We start from the raw sequence: 16,247 nt of genomic DNA, 5'->3' as shown, positions 1-16,247 counted from the left end.
TCCATGTAGGCGTCCATACCGACGGTGAGAGCTACCCCCAGCATCGCCCTCATGATCGACGGTCTCGTAGCCGGGCGCACAAGCTTGGGAGCGGAGCGCAACGGGATGGAGGTCGCTATCTCGCCAGCGGGCATGTCGCCGAATCAGCCACACCCGAAAGGCTCCGGGACCGGACGCACCTGAGGCCTGTCCGACTGGGCGGGGTTTCGCGCCGCGGTCAGAGGCCGCATTTCGAAGGCCCGGGTCAAGGACCCGGGCCTGAGGAGCGGAGTCTGGTGGTTCCTACATAGGCTGCCACTCGTGCTCGAGGACGGAATACAGGACGCTGTCCCGCCAGGAACTGTTGGTGAAGACGTGGTCCCGGAGGATTCCTTCCTTGGTGAAGCCAAGTCTCTCCACCAGGGCGATCGAAGCAGAGTTCTCCGGACCGATGGCGGCACTGACGCGGTGAAGCTGGAGAACACGGAAGGCGAAGTTGGTGAGAGTCCGGGCGGCATCGGTTGCGTACCCGTGGCCCCATTCATCCGCCGCGATGGCATAGCCCAGCTTCCCGGCCTTGACGCCGGCGAATGCGATGCGGGCGAAGCCGATCATGCGGTCGTCGTCGAGGCGGGCCACCGCGAGGTAGAACTCCGTCCGAGGCGACTCCTGGGCGCGCTTCACCGCGCCTTCGATCATGGCCTGAGCCTCGTCACGGCTGCGGCTGTCGAAGGACAGGAAGCGCGTGACCCGCTCGTCACCGATGATTCTCAGTGCGTCGTCGACGTCGTCCAGCGTGAACTCGCGAAGGACCACACGCCGGCCGCTCAGGCGCAGGGGGTAGGTCACGAGACTCCTCAACGGGGGAGAGACTTCAGTGGTGTGCGGGTGAACATCTCGATCTGCTCTTGCAGGTCCGATCCTGCCTCAGCCAGCGGAGAGTCCCGCAAAGCCCTGTGTACTCGCTGCGCGCTGTGAACGATCCCGTTGATGCGCTGCTCGGGTGCGAGGTCAAGGACGGGGACGACGGCCTCCGTCGCGCCCTCCAGCTCGCCCATCTGGATCCGAGCGATCGCCAGGTCGGCCCGGCTACCGGCCTGGTCGCCGAAGGCCCATTCAGGGGTCGACTCGTCCTCGTACTCCAGCACGGCCCGCTCGGCGTAGTCCTGAGCAGCTCCCGCTTCGGATGGCAGCCACGTCAGGGCGTCAGCCGCGTAGTAGATCTGGCGCACCCGGCCGAAAGTGCAGAGTCCGCCCAGCTCGTCCACCTCGTCCTCCTGGACGGACTCCCAGGCGTCCTCGGCTCGCTGGATCGCTGCGCGGGACTTGTCTGCGTTGCCGAGTGCCGCCCAGGCGCGGGCCTCGTTCATCGGCAGCCACACTTTGGCCGTACTGCCCGCCAGGTCGGCGAACTCCGCGCCAGATTGCGCGTACTGCACGGCCTCTCGGGTGCGGCCAGCCCAGTACGCCACCAGGGACTGCACGCCGCGGATCCACGCCCGCAAGCCGTTGTGATCAGCCTGGTCCGCGCACATGAACGCTGTACGGGCCTGCGTGAGCGCGGCATGCGGATCAGCCAGGTCGTGGCTCGCCTTGGCCAACAGGCCTCCGGTCACTCCTGCCAGAAGGTAAAGCTGGCGCGCTTGCCCAGGGCGCCGCTGGCGCTCGAGCAAGGTGTAAATGGTGTCCTGCGCCTCGATCATGTCAGGCAGCAGTTCAGAGAGAGGTCGCTGCGGATAGTCCATGGCGAGGCGTTGAACGTCCGCGTGGACCTGTTCCATGGCCTCGGGAGTGAGGTCGGTCTGCCCCGTCGTCAGGGCGAAGCGTCGGGCCCGCTGTGCCGCCACGTTGATCAGCTCCTTGTCTGCCGTGGGATGGCCAGTCGCAATGACCACACCCGAAGGCGTGCTCCCCGCCACGAGCGCCCCATCCCACGGGCTGAGCAGCTCCTCAAGCGGTTTGCCGAACATCATCTGCAGAACACGGCGGGTGACGGGGTTGACCCCTGACCGCTGACCAGAGGCAAGACGTCGAAGGTGCCGAGCAGTTAGCGTCGCGTCCTCCCCCATCTTGCGGGCTAGCACCCCGAAGTCCCGAGCGATCTCCTCGTACGTCTTGGGCTGCTGCGATAGCAGTAACTCAAGCACTGTTCGTGGATCCTGGCCGCTCTTGCCGGCGTTGCCAGCCATAGCGTTGCCCCCTGCTACGTGGTCTGCATCGTCAGGTTCCCGCGCTTTCAGAGAGCTGCCGGTCTTGGTCCCGTTCTGGTCCGCATACGGTCCGCCAGGGGTCCGGATCAGGCCCTCGCGTGGTCATCGTCTCCTATCCGAGGCTTCTCGTCATGAACTTGACGAGCACTCAGCGCAGGTCAGTGGTCGGCATGGCCTTGCTCTCTCGGGTTTTCAGCTCGTACTCAGAGGGCGCTCCCGTGTGCGCATTGCGGCTCGGCAGCCGGGCCACCGAACTCGCCCATCGCGGCGCCGCCGTCCGGACCTCCGTATCTTCGGCGAGTCCGTGAGGCCTCAGGCTGTCCAGTCGCCGATGTCGTGATCCTTTACCCGCCATGGTCCCACCAGTCGTCCCAGCGTCTGGCCGCGAGAGAGTGCCCACCAAACGGAGGAGATGTGTCTGTACCGGCTGTACCTACCTTCGAGGCGCCTCGCTCCCGACAGGCGCGCCGGTGCAACGGGTGCGGGTGCCACCTCAGCCGCTACAACGATGAGACGTTCTGTGCGGTGTGCATCCGCCGGACACAAGAGCCACCGACGCTGGCGCATGTCTGGTCCGATGCCGAGGTTCAACAGGCGCTCGCGCTACGGGACTTTGGGACCTTCTGTGTGCTGGTCCGTCGCCTCGGAGGGTTACGGCAAGAAGACCTGGCCGCGTTGACCGGGCTCGGTCAGCCGTTTCTATCGATGCTGGAATCAGGCGTACGGCGGCTCACCAACATCGACAAGATCATCATGATGCTCGATGGCCTTGATGTGCCGATCGAGCTCACTGGCCCCATGCTGCGGACCTCAGCGCACCCCGCTCCACTCCAGGACAAACCCATGGGGCCATTGGGGCATCCGCCGTTGTAGGACGCGGTCGGTGGCGATCGGTGTGCCGTCGAGGCGACGCCTGCGCGCGAAGCTTTCCGCTGCCGAGCCCCAGGGGATACGTGCTCGGATGTGCTGTGAACGAGAGCGGGCACGCCTGAGACCGCTGACGTACGCCTGTGTATCCGATGACTCATAGCCTCCCGTAGGGTCGGCCTCCATGCAGCAGCTGGTGATCTTCGACCTCGACAACACCCTCGTTGACCGTCAAGGCCCCCTTGCCGATTGGGTCTCAGCCTTCTCCGCCCACCACGCTCTGGACGACCACGACCGCGTGCGCCTACTCCAGTTCATGCGTGAGCGTTGCTGCCCATCAACTTTCGAGGTGATTCGCGCACAGTTTGGACTTGCCCCTTCGCCCGAGACGCTCTGGCGCGACTACTGCGCCCACATGGCACGTTCCGTCACCTGCTTTCCCGGAGTGCTCGACGGCCTGGCCATGCTCAGAAGCGCCGGCTGGAACGTGGTCGTCGCCACGAACGGCGGGACAGAGATCCAGACAGCGAAAGCAACCACCTCAGGGGTCGCCGATCATGTTGATGCAGTGTGCACCTCAGAGGCAGTCGGCGAACGGAAACCGGACGTAACGATCTTCGAGAAGGCAGCTGCCGCATGCGGAGCCGATCTTGCGCTCGGCGGTTGGGTGGTGGGTGACGGCGTGGAGACAGATATCCGCGGCGGCAGGGCCGCCGGACTACGCACCATCTGGATCAGCGGCGGCAGGCCCTGGCCCGAAGGAGACATAGTCCCGGAGCACATCACCGCTGACGCATGCCAAGCGATCAAGCTGCTGCTCACCACCGCGAGCTGAGGACATCGTGACGGATTCGCAAATGATCACAGTTGGGCTGCTGCACCCAGGCAGCATGGGCGCTGCCTTCGGTGCCCAGCTGCGCAGGCAGAACGTGCGGGTGCTGTGGTGCACGGACGGCCGCAGCAGCCGCTCCCTAGCCCGCGCCGAGAACGCCGGCCTCGAAGGCGTTCAGAACCTTGGGCATCTGGTGGCGCGCGCCGACGTGCTGTTGTCTCTGTGCCCGCCTGCGGCTGCGGTGGACGTCGCACAGCAGGTGGCTGCCTGCGAGCTCGACGGCCAGTTGTACATCGAGGCGAACGCGATCACACCGCGCCGCGTCAAGGATGTCGCAGAGCTTCTCCCCGGCGCGGTAGTCATCGACGGTGCGGTAGTCGGCTCCCCGCCGACTGGCGGCAGGCAGCCCACGCTGTATCTGTCCGGAAACCCGGACGGCTGTATCCGGGCCACGGCCTTGTTCAGCGAGAGTGAGGTGAAGACCAAAGTGCTAGGCGCCGAGGTAGGGGCCGCCTCCGCGCTGAAGCTGTCGTACTCGAGCTATCAGAAGGCCTCCCGTGTCCTGGCGGCGCTCGCCTACGGCGTCGCCGATGCCAGCGGCGTTGCCGGCGAACTCCTTGAGATCGCAGGCAAACGGGGCGGCAGCTACCTGACCGAGATCGACTACATCCCCAAGACCGCGTCCCGCGCCTGGCGCTGGGGCCCGGAACTCGACGATGCAGCAGCCCTGCTGCGGGAAGCCGGGCTGCCGGACGACCTGATGCGTGCAGCCAGCCGAGTCCTCAGCCGGTGGTCGGGCGCCCGAGAGCGCGAGCTCACCATCGACCAGGCCCTCTCACACCTCTGCGTCGACCACGACTGCGGGGAACGCGACGAACCGTAGTGCCCTGGTGATCAAATAGCTCGTCGAGTCAGAAGATCAATCTCTTGTGCCGCCTCTGCGGGGGACATTGCCTCAGTATCGAGCTGCAGATCCCAGGCGAAATCCGGGCTCGCCTTGATGTCCTCGGCTGTAGCGTCCCAGGCTGTCAGGCGGGCCTCCGTGTCGCTATCGCCGCGCCCCTTGGATCGAATCTCGGTGCTTTCCCTCGAACACCACAGCAGCACACTGGTCCACGACGCGGCGAACTTCTCCACCACCGCCTCAAGGCCTGCAATCTGCCCTAGATGGAGGATGGGGATGCGCCCCTCCTGCGTGGCCTGGACGAGGCCGGGTCGGTCCACGAGGTAGATGTTGCCGTACCTATCGTTGCGGTAGATCACCTCCCCGCGCGCCTCCAGCTCTGTGAGCTGATCAGCCGAACCCATCCGGTAGCCATGGGTGCGGCCACTGCCAATCTTCAGGCGCGTGAACGCACAATATGCCTCGTTGAGTTCGCACAGCGCCGCTGTGACGGTGTCCTTTCCGGATGCGGGAGGACCGTACAACAGGATGCCCCGGTTCATGCGAATACCGTCCCAAAGATCTGCCGAACCTGATCAGTGAGGGATATGGCCGCGCCGAGACGGTTGTCCACCACCAAGTGCGGTACAGCTGGTCGCAGTTCCGGATCCACGGTCGAGGCGTACTCCTCCCAGTTCTGCAACTTCCAGCTGTCGCGGGCTGCTGAACGGAAGCTGATGTACTCGTGCATAGTCTCCAGGTCGCACCGGATCCAGATGACCGCCACGGTCACGCCCCGTGCCTCACAGCGGTTGATCAGCCGGCGCATCCACTGCACGTCGTTCACTTCAGCCACGAACGGTGCGGTGAGCACCGTGCTGATCGAACAGTCGACGTTGGCATAGGCGGTCTCCAGCAGGCACTGGTACTCCAACGGCCGCACCTTTTCCCGATATACCTGGGAGTGGCGGTCATTTGGGTCGCTTCCCATCTCGACAAGTAGACGTTCAACGAGCGGACGCGTGATGGGGTCTTTGTCGAGAACGGGCCACCCGGTGAGCCGTGAAATGAACCTCGAGAACTCCGACTTCCCGCTTCCGGCGAAGCCACCCACCATCAACAGGGTTGGCCGATTCGGGTCGCCGCCTGTGTGGCGACGTTTCCACGCGTCAATGATCCGCTGCTGAACCTCCTGACCGTCGTTGCCGGCGTCGTCGCCTGGAGCGATCTGCAGCACCGCGCGCTCGACGGCCAGTACGTGGTCGCCGAGAGGCTCCACCTGCGCTGGGGTGAGCTTCAACTGCGTCTGCTCGCCCGGCAAGGCCTTCCGAAACCCCAACTCGGGCTCGGTGGACCGGTAGAGAAGGCAGTAGGCCCTGCGGTAGTGGGGGCCGGGGTAGACCTCGCCCTGCTCGTGCTGCCACAGGGTCTGAAAGTTTGCTGCTGGCACAGTGAGTCCAGCGGCGCGGGCCACTTCACGTAGCCGCTCACCGGCACCCTCAAGCGTCAGACCATGTGCTTCGCGCATGGCGCGAAGCTGGTACGGACGCCACCCCGCGCGACTCTTCGCCATGCCTACCGCCTGCCCATTACTCACCATGATCGGGACTCTAAGTCTGCCCCGTGCGAACCCATGTGTAAGCGGATGTTGAAAAGTCACGTCGCCCGATGTTGAGCGGCTTCACCAAGCCCCAGTGATACTCCGCGGTACTGATCGCAGATGTGATTGGCCCCTCCGGCAGAGCACTGGCCGGAGCCCAAAGTTGAACACTCGACGAGGGGGACGATCAGGGTGTCGGGGCCGCGAACCACCGAGGTAACTGCAACCGCGCGCGCCAGTGGCCGGTGTACCACCTGCGGGTGCCGCCTGAGCCGGTACAACAACGACAGCATCTGCTCCGGCTGCAACCGCAGTAGGACAGCAGCCCATCCAGCTCGCCCCTCTGTCCCCGCTCAGGTCTGGTCCCACCAGGACGTCAAAGACGCCCTACTCCAGAGGGACTTCGGCAGACTCTGCCAACTCGTACGAGAGCGCGGCCATCTCCGCCAGGAGGACATGGCTCTCCTAACGGGGTTGAGCCAGTCGTTCCTGTCGATGCTGGAGTCCGGGCAGCGGCGCCTCATCAACATCGACCGGATCATCGTGCTCCTGGACGGCCTGGACGCACCCGCTGACCTCACAGGACCGATGCTCCTTCCTGCCCAGGTCATGCCGGCCCTGCCTCTGTATGCCGTCTCCTGACCTTGGGACCCAGCATGAGAACTCCACGATTCAGGGGAAACACGCGCCGCTGACGATCAGAAATCAGCAGGAAACCTGTCGCGCGCTGTCGAGCGTTCCTTCACCCTTGCTGCATGCCGAAGATCCTCACCCCGCGGCTTCAATACGATTCCACTGCCGCGCGCCCGCGCTGGTCACAGCTTCCGCAACACGTACGCGATCTCATCGAACGCCATCTCGGCGGTGCCGTACACGCCGAGGAGAGCGCCGGGGGCGGCTTCACCAGCGGGTACGCAGCCGTGGTCGAGGGCACTCACGGCTCCCAGTTCGTCAAAGCTGTCGACGCCCGGACCAACACGGTGGTGGCCGAATGCTACCGGCGCGAGGCACTGATCAACGAGGCGCTCCCGTCGGCCGTTCCAGCGCCCCGTATCCGCTGGTTGGACGAGCAGGAAGGGTGGCTCGTGATCGCCTTTGACGCGGTCGAAGGAGGACGTATGCCTGCCGCGCCGTGGACGACCGACGACCTCAACCTCACCCTTGCCACTTACGCTGTCACCGCCGAGGCTCTCGCGGAACCGTCCGAGCAACTTCAACAGGTCGGTCTGAAGCCGGTCGGTGACGGCGGCGACTTCGACGACTGGCGCACCGTAGCCTCCGGTGCGCCCAGCCCGAAGGTTTCCCTTCCCGACTGGGTGCCTTTCGACAAGCTGGATGCGTTGGCTGAGCTGGAATCAGCATGGCGACCAGCGGTGGCCGGCAACGCCGTCCTGCACCACGACCTGCGTCAGGACAATGTTCTCATCGACGCCCACGGGACCGCATGGATCTGCGACTGGAACTGGCCCTGCCTCGGCGCCAGCTGGTTCGACCTCGTACTGCTCCTGGCCACCGCGTACGCCGACGGCCACGATGCCACCGCCCTCTTCCAGACCCATCCCACGGCTCGAGGAGTGAACGGCGAACAGCTCGATGCTGTGCTCGCCGCCCTCTCGGGCTTCTTCCTGGTCTCCGGCGCGCAGCCACCGGCGGACTGGTCCCCTTACATTCGCCAGCACCAGACATGGTGTGGCGAGGTAACTCTGCGATGGCTCGCGGATCGCCGGCGCTGGCGGCTCTGAGGACGATGGCCGTCCACGGTCTCAGCGGGATCCTGGCCACAACCTGCCAGGGCTGTCTCAGGCCAGGCCCGACGAGCTACCCGAAGATTCGGGGACCGCAGTCTCGTCGGACAACGAAGATGGCATGCACCCTCCTCGGCTGTGCACTCGCTCAGCTCAGTCGCCGAACCTTAGAAATCAACTGTCGAGACCCCAGACGCCACGCCATGCCTGCGTCAACGCCTCGACAGAGCCGAACCGATGAGCGGGATCGTCGGCCGTCGCACGCTGAATCACGGCCAGCTGAGCACGAGAGCCGCGCCACGCCTGCTCCTCATCACCGGCGTCCAGGAGTAGACGCAGCGCGCGGCCAAGCACGAATACGGTCGTGCGAATGTCGATGGTCGAGCCCCTGATGAACTCTTCGGGCGCCATGTAGCGCCGTGACCCTGGGAGCCTTTCCTCTTCCAGGATGAAGGGCCCAAACCGGTACTCATCCAGATCACATAAGACCATGCGGTGTGCTTCGAAGTCGTACAGGAAGCATCCGTCATAGAGATCGACCGCGACCAACCCCGCCTGCTCGACAGCCAGGTGTGCGTCCAGGACCTCGTCCATCGCCCGCAGAATGTCGGGGACAGGCAGCCTGCGAAACCGGGCCATCGGGCTGTCTGGGGCGGCGCGGCCCCCGTGTGCATGGGTCGTGGGGTGATATAGGACCTCACCCTCGGCCCAGGGGTAGACCAGCGCCAGGCCATCTCGGAGTTGGAAGTAGTGCCGCAGGGGCACGATCGCCGAGTGCTGCACTGCGCCGTGCACGTCCACGGCTCGGCGTAATGAGGATGCTGCCGGCGGAGTGGTTGCGCCCTTTACGAACCACCGTTCATCGCCGACAGCCACCCCGTAAGACTGGCAGCCAGAGTCCTGGTCGCGGAAGGCTCGGAAGATGCTGCCCACGTCTTCCAGGTACGGCTCCAACAGATCAACGGCTTCAACGTCCAGCAGTGGATGCGAGGGCATGGGCCACATCATTCACTGCTCTGTCGTGCAACCACTCGATGTGAGCAGAACGATGCGGCAGTGGCTTCTACCCGATGCTCGCTCACCCGGCGACGTATGCGACGGCGTCGTGGCTATGGATGCTTTCTAGGTTGCGGACCCTCACCGAGTGACGAAGACCCCGCTCGCGGCAGACGTGGCTGACTTCGCGGGCAATGTCTTCGACGAACACAGGGTGGTCGTACGCCTGCATCGTCAGCACACGCTCATCCGGACGCTTTACCAAGGGCACGACGGGAGCGGACGCACACCGTTCCAAGAGTCGTACGGCCTGCTGCACCGCAAAGGGGTAGGGAGTGTCCCCGTGCCCTGTCACGGACAGCGTGACGCGGCTGCGCTGGTTGTGGGCGCCGTAGTCAGAGATCGCTTTCGAGCACGGACACAGACTGGTGACCTCGGTGGTAACCGACGTGATAACCGTCGTGTCTCCGTCGTCCCAGCGGCCGTCGAACCGGACATCGTGGACCTGGTACGACTCGGCGCCAGTCGCTGGCGCGACTACGGTCGTGCTCAGCGGGACGGCTACCGACACCGCGAGCGCCGGTGCATCCAGGAGGTCCGCACCGACTTTCAGAACGTGCGGCAGCCTTCGCGGATCGAACCGGCGAAGGTGCTCGTGGACGAGAGCCACCATGCGGCTCATGTGGGTGCCCCGGCGGTCATGCTGGAGCCGCACGGTCACGTCGATCTCGGCGATGCCCTCCTGGCGGAGGTGGCCGTCCTCGAAGTACAGCGGGTAGCGCAGGCCGCTGATGCCAACATCGTCGATCTCGATGCCGCGGGTGTCAGTCTCGTTCTGGATGTCGTGCATCGCTCACTCGCCCCGATAGGTGCAGCCTGACGTGCACGTCTCGCGAACGGTGAGCGCGGAGAGGTCGGGCAGGGTCGGCTTCAGCCGCTCCCAGATCCAGCGGGCGAGGACCTCGCTAGTCGGGTTCTCCAGGCCCTCAATGTCGTTGAGGTAATAGTGGTCGAGCTGCGCTTCGAGGGGCTTGAAGGCCTTCTTGAGGTCGCCGAAGTCCATGACCCAGCCCGACTCGGGGTCGACGGGAGCCTCGACATGGACGATGACCTTGTAGGAGTGGCCGTGCAGGCGCGCGCACTTGTGGCCCTCGGGCACGTTGGGCAAGCGATGTGCAGCTTCGAAGGTGAACTCGCGGAAGATTTCCATTACTGAATTCCCAGATACTTGTGCGTCTGGAGAGAGAGGATCCAGCGCGGGTTCTTCATGCAGTAGTCGACAGTCGCCCTGGTGTTGGCTTCAACGTCCGGGCCGTCCATGGGCTGGAGCCGAAAGTACCGGAAATCCAGATGCTCGAACTGACCGGGGTCGCCGCCCAGTTGAGGGTAGACCAGCTTCAGTTCGTCTCCGCTAGTCACGACCAGTTCGGAGCCGATCTTGGGGCTGACGCAGAGCCAGTCGATGCCGTTCGGCGGTACGCGGGTGCCGTTCGTCTCTACGGCAACCTCGAAGCCGCGGGCGTGCAGCGCGTCGATCGCCGCTTCGTCGAGTTGTAGAAGCGGCTCGCCGCCGGTGCACACCACGAAGCGATGCTCCCTGGATGATGACGGCCACGCCTGCTCGATGGCTTGAGCGAGGTCGTCCGGGGTCCGGAACCGGCCGCCGCCTTCCCCGTCGGTTCCGACGAAATCTGTGTCGCAGAACTGGCAGATCGCACGGTGACGATCCTTCTCCAGTCCCGTCCACAGATTGCACCGGGAGAAGCGGCAGAAGACGGCTGGACGGCCTGCGTGACTCCCTTCGCCTTGCAGGGTGTAGAAGATCTCCTTGACCAGGTAGGTCATTCTCACGCGCCCTGGTACTGCACGGGGTCGGTGACGCCGGCCTCGGCGAAGCCCTTGAGGCGGAGCAGGCAGGTCTCGCAATGTCCGCATGCCCGCCCCTGCTCGTCCGGGTCGTAGCAAGAGGAGGTAAGGGCGTAGTCCACGCCGAGGCGCAGGCCCTCACGGACGATGTCGGCCTTCGACATGGCGATGAGCGGTGAGTGGAGCTTGAGACTCTGCGTGCCCTCGACCCCGGCGCGGGTGGCCAAGTTGGCCATGCGCTCGTAGGCCTCCATGTACTCAGGCCGGCAGTCCGGGTAACCGCTGTAGTCGACCGCAGTTACACCAGTGAAGATGTCACTGGCGTTGACAGTTTCGGCGTACGCCAGAGCGAACGAGAGGAAGATCGTGTTCCGTGCAGGCACGTAGGTGATCGGCACGCCGCCTTCCTCGGTGTGGTCCAGGGAGTCGTGCTTGGGCACGTCAATGTCGGAGGTCAGTGCCGACCCACCGAAAACTCGCAGGTCAATGTCAGCAATGACGTGCCGGGCCACACCCTGGGCCGCGACCACGCGCTTCGCAGCCTCAAGCTCCACGCTGTGGCGCTGGCCGTACCGGAAGCTGAGGGCATACGGCGTGTAGCCCTGGTCCTTCGCGATGGCCAGAACCGTGGTCGAGTCCAGACCACCGCTCAGCAAAACGATCGCAGGACGTCCCATGCCTTACTCCCTAGTTAGACCGTCGTGTACGCGTGCAGCCTAGCGTGATAACTGGCAGGTAGAGTAACCGCCATCAGGTACTAGTTATGGCTGTCAGGAGTCGAGCTGCGTGAGGCAACTATCGCTGGTGGTTACGTGTACCGACCGCAAGGTCGACACGCCGGACGCAGCTCTGTACGCCAGGAACCTGCCGAAGGGCAGCGTGAAGGAACGCTCCAGTAACTGGCAGAAGCGCATCCAGACAGCGACCGCACGCGGCGGAGCCTCTCTGCCCTCGCTCACGGACCTCTACCGCGGTGATCACTGGACCCGAGCTCGCCGACTGACGGTGGCTGCCTCGGCTGCAGGTTTCAAGACGCAACTGTGGGTGGCATCGGCCGGACTGGGCCTACAGCCGGTGGAGCCGAAGACGGAGACTGCGCCTGCCTATGCGGCAACCTTCAGCACGCGGCACGCCGACTCCGTAGCCACTTCTGCAGCGGAGAATGCCCAGTGGTGGGGCCACCTTCAAGCGGGATCCGGCCAAGCCCAACTCCAGGAACTCGGTCAGCGGGGGCCGGTGCTCATGGCGCTGTCCGAAGCCTATGCAAGCGCGATGGAGGAGGAACTCCTAGCTCTTGGATCCCTCGGGGGTGAGGCGCTTCTCATTGGTGGCTTGCGCGAGATCCCTGGAATCCACCGAGTTCGTTCCGACGCTGGGCTGCGCCATGCGCTGGGGGGCACGTTGACGAGCCTGAATGTGCGCATGGCTGAGTCGTGGCTCCAGCACTCCAAGGACGGCACTCTCATCTCGCCGGCCACGCAGAAGGCGTGGAACGAGTGGGCTACAGCCACCACGAAGCCAGAGCAGTACAACCGACAGCCCATGTCGGATGATGACGTGATCGTCTTCATCAAGCGGGAGACAGCGAAGCTGCCAGGCGTCTCCCGCACACGGCTACTGCGAGCTTTGCGCGATGACGGCAAAGCCTGCGAGCAAAGCAGATTTGCGAATCTATACAAGAGGACCATGGGGGAACGGTGACAGAAAACGTCATCCGCCGCAGGGCACTACGGATCGAGCAAAATCCGGGCATCCCGCTGTATGTGTTTGCGCTCGAAGCGGGAGAGATTGACCGCGTAGCCGACGTGGCCCGGATCTCTCGGGACGAGGCAGGCAGACTGTTCGGGTACCAGAGGGCGGAGAAGAAGCAGCATGTGAACCAGATCCTGGAATACCTCGACAGCGAGAACGTGCTGTTCCCTAACGGACTCATCCTTGCTCTGCCCACCTCGGTACGGTTCCGGGGGAGTCGTGGGCCAAACAGTACAGACGGCCTCTCCACGATCGGGACGTTGGAGATTCCCCTGCCGGCGTCGTCAACCGCGCCCAGGCCTGCCTTCATTGTGGACGGTCAGCAGCGAAGCCTTGCCCTCGCACGCACTCGGCGGTCCAAGCTGCCTGTCACGGTGGCTGGCTTCGTGGCTGAGGACATTCAGGTGCAGCGTGATCAGTTCCTTCGCGTCAACACCGTGTCGCCCCTGCCCGGCAGCCTGGTGACGGAACTTCTCCCCGAGGTGCATACCAAACTCCCGACGAAGCTGTCCGCGAAGAAGCTGCCTTCCGTCTTGGTGAGTGCTCTGAACCAGGACTCCGATTCCCCCTTCAAGGGACTGATCAAGCAGGCGTCAACGATCACGGATAGACGGTCCAACGCTGTGGTGAAGGACAATAGCCTGATCTCGGCTATTGAGGAGTCTCTGAAACCGTCGGGCGCATTGTTCCCGTACAAGAATCTCTCGAACGGTACGGTCGACACTGACGCAATGCGCAACATTCTTGTCACGTACTGGAGTGCTGTGCGAGACACCTTCCCTGATGCCTGGGGCGTGTCTCCTACCAAGAGCCGCCTCATGCACGGCGTCGGCATCCGCTCGATGGGGCGACTGATGGACCGAGTCATGGACCGAGTGCTAGCCGACGCAGAACCAGGTTCGCCGGAAGCCTATGAGAGGGCTAAGGCCGAACTGGCGTTCATCGCGCCACACTGCCGATGGACCAAGGGGCGCTGGCCGGAACTCAACACCCCCTGGAATGAACTCCAGAACTTGCCGCGCCATATCAGCACCCTATCGAACCTTTTGATTCGCATCTACCTCCAGTCAAGGACGAGCGCGTCGTGAAGTTCTACTTCCCTGACAGTCAAGACCAGATCTATCCCAGGTATGACTTTATCCACGATGAGTACCCCGATGAGCGCCATCGCCAGCGGGACGACTTGTATGCCCATCAGGCAGTGAAGCCGGCCCCCTACGACGGGATACTGGTCAGCAAGGCCATCGTAGATGGGTCAATTAAGGGGGCCGGGAAGTACAGCGCCCCTCAGAGGGCACGGCTTTATCGCGACGGTGTGAGAACCTTTTTCGGGCTGCCTGAACCGATGGAGAGCCTAGGCGACTGCGGATCCTTCAATTACATCAATGAAGAGCGCCCACCTTACGAGACTCCTGAAGTTCTCCACTACTACACTGAGTGTCGATTCAATGCGGGAATCAGTATCGACCACGTGATCTTCGGGTACCGGCCCGATGCTCCCGACGAGGAGGTCGATGAGGCATGGGTAACGCGTCGCGAGATGTCACTCGATTATGCGCAGAAGTTCTTCAAGGCCACTAAAAGTCACAATAGACTGATCGCTGACGGGAAACTGCATCTGGAGCCAGTCGGCGCAGCGCAGGGCTGGAGCCCGGCCAGCTACGCGGATAGTGTCGTGCAACTCCAGAAAATGGGCTACAAGCGCATCGCCTTGGGGGGCATGGTTCCGCTGAAGACGCCGGAAATCATTGCTTGCCTTAAGGAAATTTCCAAGATTCGCAAGCATGACGTCGGGTTCCATCTTCTCGGAATTACCCGCATCGACAGCATGGAACGCTTTGCCGATTATCACGTCACTAGTTTCGATAGCACATCGGCATTCCGGCAAGCCTTCATGGATGAGAAGAACAACTATCACACCGCCGATCGTTCGTACGTTGCGATTAGGGTTCCCCAAGTTGATGGAAACCCTACTCTAAAGCGGCTGATCTTGGCGGGTATGGTTTCGCAGTCGGCGGCAATCAAGGCTGAACGTGAATGCCTCAGACTGCTGCGCCAATATAGAGACGATGAGGATTTCGACGTGCAGGAGGTCATCGATGCTTTGCGCGCCTATCACGCCCTCATCGGTGACCCCAAGAAACTAAAGAAGGTCGACGACTATAGAGAAACTCTTGTCGACCGCCCTTGGGATCGCTGCCGGTGTGACCTTTGCAAGAAGCACAAGATCGACATGGTCATCTTCCGCGGAACAGAGAGAAACAAGCGTCGCGGGTTCCATAACATGACTGTGCTCGAAGCTAAGATGCGCAAGCTGCCGCTCACATAATCGCCCAGACCGCGCACAGCACTCAAAGTAACTCAAACAGGAGATGATGTGGCCGACCGCTACGTTCTGAAGGTTCCCGCCCTCAAGGTGCTCCAAGGCGACAAGGAGATCTACTGCTTCGCTGTCGATGGCAAGAAGTTGGAAGACTTTGCAGCCGTCTCGCGCATCCGCCGCGACAGCCAGAGGAAGCTGCAGGGGTACCAGCGGCCTGAGGTCCTGAGCCACATCCGCTCGATCCGCCGCTACCTTGAGTCCGAGGGTGCGATGCTCCCCAACGCCTTGGTTCTCGGCTTCGATGATCGCGTCACGTTCGAACCCGCGGTTCGCGGCGGCAGCGTGAGCTACTCAATCCCCGGCGAGTTGATCATCCCGGTCGACGAGTCACTGGCTGACGACGAGAAGCCGGCTTGGCTCGTGGACGGTCAGCAGCGCAGCGCAGCGATCAGGGACGCTGACCTGGCAGAGTTCCCCGTCGCGGCTGTGGGCTTCATTGCGTCTCAGGAAGAGCAGCGGTCGCAGTTCATCTTGGTCAACTCGACCAAGCCACTGCCCAAGGGGCTCGTGTACGAACTCCTGCCAGAGACCACCGCCAAGTTGCCGCGCTCGTACGCGCGCCGCCAGCTCGCCGCGAAGATCATGGTCATGCTGAACATGGGAGACGGCCCCTTCTGCGGAAGGATCAGCAGCCCCACGTCGCCTACCGGCAATATCAAGGACAACAGCATTCTGAGCATGCTGGAGCACAGCATCTACGAGGGCGCACTCTTCCAGTACCGGAATGCCGAGGACGGCTCCGCGGACGAGGAGGCGATGCTGGCGCACCTTCTGGGCTTCTGGACAGCAGTCGAGAACGTCTTCGAGGGTGCGTGGAACAAGCCTCCCAAGGATTCCAGGCTGACTCATGGCGTGGGCATCCAGGCCATGGGCTATGTAATGGATCAGCTCACCACAGGCGTCCACTACGACAAGGTCAACTGGGACAAGATTCGCATCAGCCTGCGCCGACTCGAGAAGCACGTCGCCTGGACTCCCGGCGGCACGTGGAAGTTCTCGAATGGCGAGGAACGCAACTGGAACGGCCTCCAGAACACGGCCAAAGACGTACGGCTGCTCAGCACTCACCTGCAGACCCTGGTCAGCAAGTAGCCGAAGCCTTGCCCTTGGTGGTCTCCCCGGAAAGATCAGGGA

Annotated in this window: 18 protein-coding genes; 9 read left to right on the top strand and 9 right to left on the bottom strand. The window is 63.4% G+C overall.

What is annotated here, in order from left to right; genetic code table 11:
• Positions 1 to 282 precede the first annotated feature (282 nt).
• Together ACQEVG_RS06615 and ACQEVG_RS06610 are read right to left on the bottom strand one after the other, a co-directional pair.
• A complete protein-coding gene (locus tag ACQEVG_RS06615; protein WP_432978419.1) occupies positions 283 to 828 on the bottom strand; it encodes a GNAT family N-acetyltransferase in 546 nt (181 codons plus the stop codon).
• Positions 829 to 836: 8 nt separating this feature from the next.
• The gene (locus ACQEVG_RS06610; RefSeq protein WP_432978416.1) at positions 837 to 2,168 is read right to left on the bottom strand and encodes a hypothetical protein; all 1,332 of its coding nucleotides are present in this window, start codon (positions 2,166 to 2,168) and stop codon (positions 837 to 839) included.
• A gap of 546 nt (positions 2,169 to 2,714) precedes the next feature.
• Between ACQEVG_RS06610 and ACQEVG_RS06605 the strand changes: the two genes are divergently transcribed.
• From ACQEVG_RS06605 to ACQEVG_RS06595, 3 genes are all read left to right on the top strand, one after another.
• Positions 2,715 to 3,062: a helix-turn-helix domain-containing protein gene (locus tag ACQEVG_RS06605; RefSeq protein ID WP_432978413.1), complete on the top strand. Its 348-nt coding sequence runs from the start codon at positions 2,715 to 2,717 to the stop codon at positions 3,060 to 3,062.
• Positions 3,063 to 3,240: 178 nt separating this feature from the next.
• On the top strand, positions 3,241 to 3,891 hold the full coding sequence (locus ACQEVG_RS06600) for an HAD family hydrolase (protein WP_432978410.1): 651 nt from the start codon (positions 3,241 to 3,243) through the stop codon (positions 3,889 to 3,891).
• 22 nt (positions 3,892 to 3,913) lie between these two features.
• On the top strand, positions 3,914 to 4,771 hold the full coding sequence (locus ACQEVG_RS06595) for a DUF1932 domain-containing protein (RefSeq protein WP_432978407.1): 858 nt from the start codon (positions 3,914 to 3,916) through the stop codon (positions 4,769 to 4,771).
• Positions 4,772 to 4,782: 11 nt separating this feature from the next.
• Here the strand turns inward: ACQEVG_RS06595 and ACQEVG_RS06590 are convergent, their stop codons facing one another.
• Positions 4,783 to 5,334, bottom strand: a complete 552-nt coding sequence (locus tag ACQEVG_RS06590; protein ID WP_432978404.1) for a guanylate kinase — start codon at positions 5,332 to 5,334, stop codon at positions 4,783 to 4,785.
• Positions 5,331 to 6,344: an AAA family ATPase gene (locus ACQEVG_RS06585; protein ID WP_432985116.1), complete on the bottom strand. Its 1,014-nt coding sequence runs from the start codon at positions 6,342 to 6,344 to the stop codon at positions 5,331 to 5,333. Before ACQEVG_RS06585 ends, ACQEVG_RS06590 begins: the two co-directional genes overlap by 4 nt.
• 219 nt (positions 6,345 to 6,563) lie before the next feature.
• On the opposite strand from ACQEVG_RS06585, the gene ACQEVG_RS06580 reads away from it, so the two are divergent.
• Entirely contained in the window at positions 6,564 to 7,013 is a 450-nt protein-coding gene (locus tag ACQEVG_RS06580) for a helix-turn-helix domain-containing protein (RefSeq protein ID WP_432978401.1), read from the top strand.
• 113 nt (positions 7,014 to 7,126) lie between these two features.
• Positions 7,127 to 8,113 carry a phosphotransferase family protein gene (locus ACQEVG_RS06575; RefSeq protein ID WP_432978398.1) on the top strand — a complete coding sequence of 329 codons (987 nt, stop codon included), beginning with the start codon at positions 7,127 to 7,129 and terminating at the stop codon, positions 8,111 to 8,113.
• Between the two features lie 177 nt (positions 8,114 to 8,290).
• Here ACQEVG_RS06575 and ACQEVG_RS06570 read toward each other — a convergent pair whose 3' ends face one another.
• The 5 genes from ACQEVG_RS06570 to queC form a co-directional block, all read right to left on the bottom strand.
• A complete protein-coding gene (locus tag ACQEVG_RS06570; RefSeq protein WP_432978395.1) occupies positions 8,291 to 9,112 on the bottom strand; it encodes a serine/threonine protein kinase in 822 nt (273 codons plus the stop codon).
• A gap of 82 nt (positions 9,113 to 9,194) precedes the next feature.
• A complete protein-coding gene (locus tag ACQEVG_RS06565) occupies positions 9,195 to 9,962 on the bottom strand; it encodes a GTP cyclohydrolase I FolE2 (protein WP_383365636.1) in 768 nt (255 codons plus the stop codon).
• Between the two features lie 3 nt (positions 9,963 to 9,965).
• Positions 9,966 to 10,322 carry a 6-carboxytetrahydropterin synthase QueD gene (queD, locus tag ACQEVG_RS06560; RefSeq protein ID WP_030951629.1) on the bottom strand — a complete coding sequence of 119 codons (357 nt, stop codon included), beginning with the start codon at positions 10,320 to 10,322 and terminating at the stop codon, positions 9,966 to 9,968.
• Positions 10,322 to 10,957: a 7-carboxy-7-deazaguanine synthase gene (queE, locus tag ACQEVG_RS06555; protein ID WP_031477140.1), complete on the bottom strand. Its 636-nt coding sequence runs from the start codon at positions 10,955 to 10,957 to the stop codon at positions 10,322 to 10,324. Before queE ends, queD begins: the two co-directional genes overlap by 1 nt.
• Before the next feature lie 2 nt (positions 10,958 to 10,959).
• Entirely contained in the window at positions 10,960 to 11,655 is a 696-nt protein-coding gene (gene queC / locus ACQEVG_RS06550; protein WP_031477139.1) for a 7-cyano-7-deazaguanine synthase QueC, read from the bottom strand.
• Positions 11,656 to 11,764: 109 nt separating this feature from the next.
• On the opposite strand from queC, the gene ACQEVG_RS06545 reads away from it, so the two are divergent.
• Genes ACQEVG_RS06545 through dbpB (ACQEVG_RS06530) form a run of 4 tightly spaced genes read left to right on the top strand, consistent with a single transcriptional unit; the run spans position 11,765 to position 16,205 of the window.
• Positions 11,765 to 12,679: a hypothetical protein gene (locus tag ACQEVG_RS06545; protein WP_432978389.1), complete on the top strand. Its 915-nt coding sequence runs from the start codon at positions 11,765 to 11,767 to the stop codon at positions 12,677 to 12,679.
• Positions 12,676 to 13,818, top strand: coding sequence for a DGQHR domain-containing protein DpdB (gene dbpB / locus ACQEVG_RS06540; protein WP_432978386.1), 1,143 nt, complete (start codon positions 12,676 to 12,678; stop codon positions 13,816 to 13,818). The genes ACQEVG_RS06545 and dbpB (ACQEVG_RS06540) overlap by 4 nt, the downstream gene beginning before the upstream one ends.
• On the top strand, positions 13,815 to 15,059 hold the full coding sequence (gene dpdA / locus ACQEVG_RS06535; protein ID WP_432978383.1) for a tRNA-guanine transglycosylase DpdA: 1,245 nt from the start codon (positions 13,815 to 13,817) through the stop codon (positions 15,057 to 15,059). The genes dbpB (ACQEVG_RS06540) and dpdA overlap by 4 nt, the downstream gene beginning before the upstream one ends.
• Before the next feature lie 48 nt (positions 15,060 to 15,107).
• The gene (gene dbpB, locus ACQEVG_RS06530) at positions 15,108 to 16,205 is read left to right on the top strand and encodes a DGQHR domain-containing protein DpdB (protein WP_289929089.1); all 1,098 of its coding nucleotides are present in this window, start codon (positions 15,108 to 15,110) and stop codon (positions 16,203 to 16,205) included.
• Positions 16,206 to 16,247: the final 42 nt, after the last annotated feature.

The sequence above is a fragment of the Streptomyces sp. CA-135486 genome (genome assembly GCF_050936555.1).
In the GTDB taxonomy this organism is placed as follows: Bacteria; Actinomycetota; Actinomycetes; order Streptomycetales; family Streptomycetaceae; genus Streptomyces.
The sequence above is the reverse complement of the archived record's forward strand: the minus strand, read 5'-3'. Positions and strand labels throughout refer to the sequence as shown.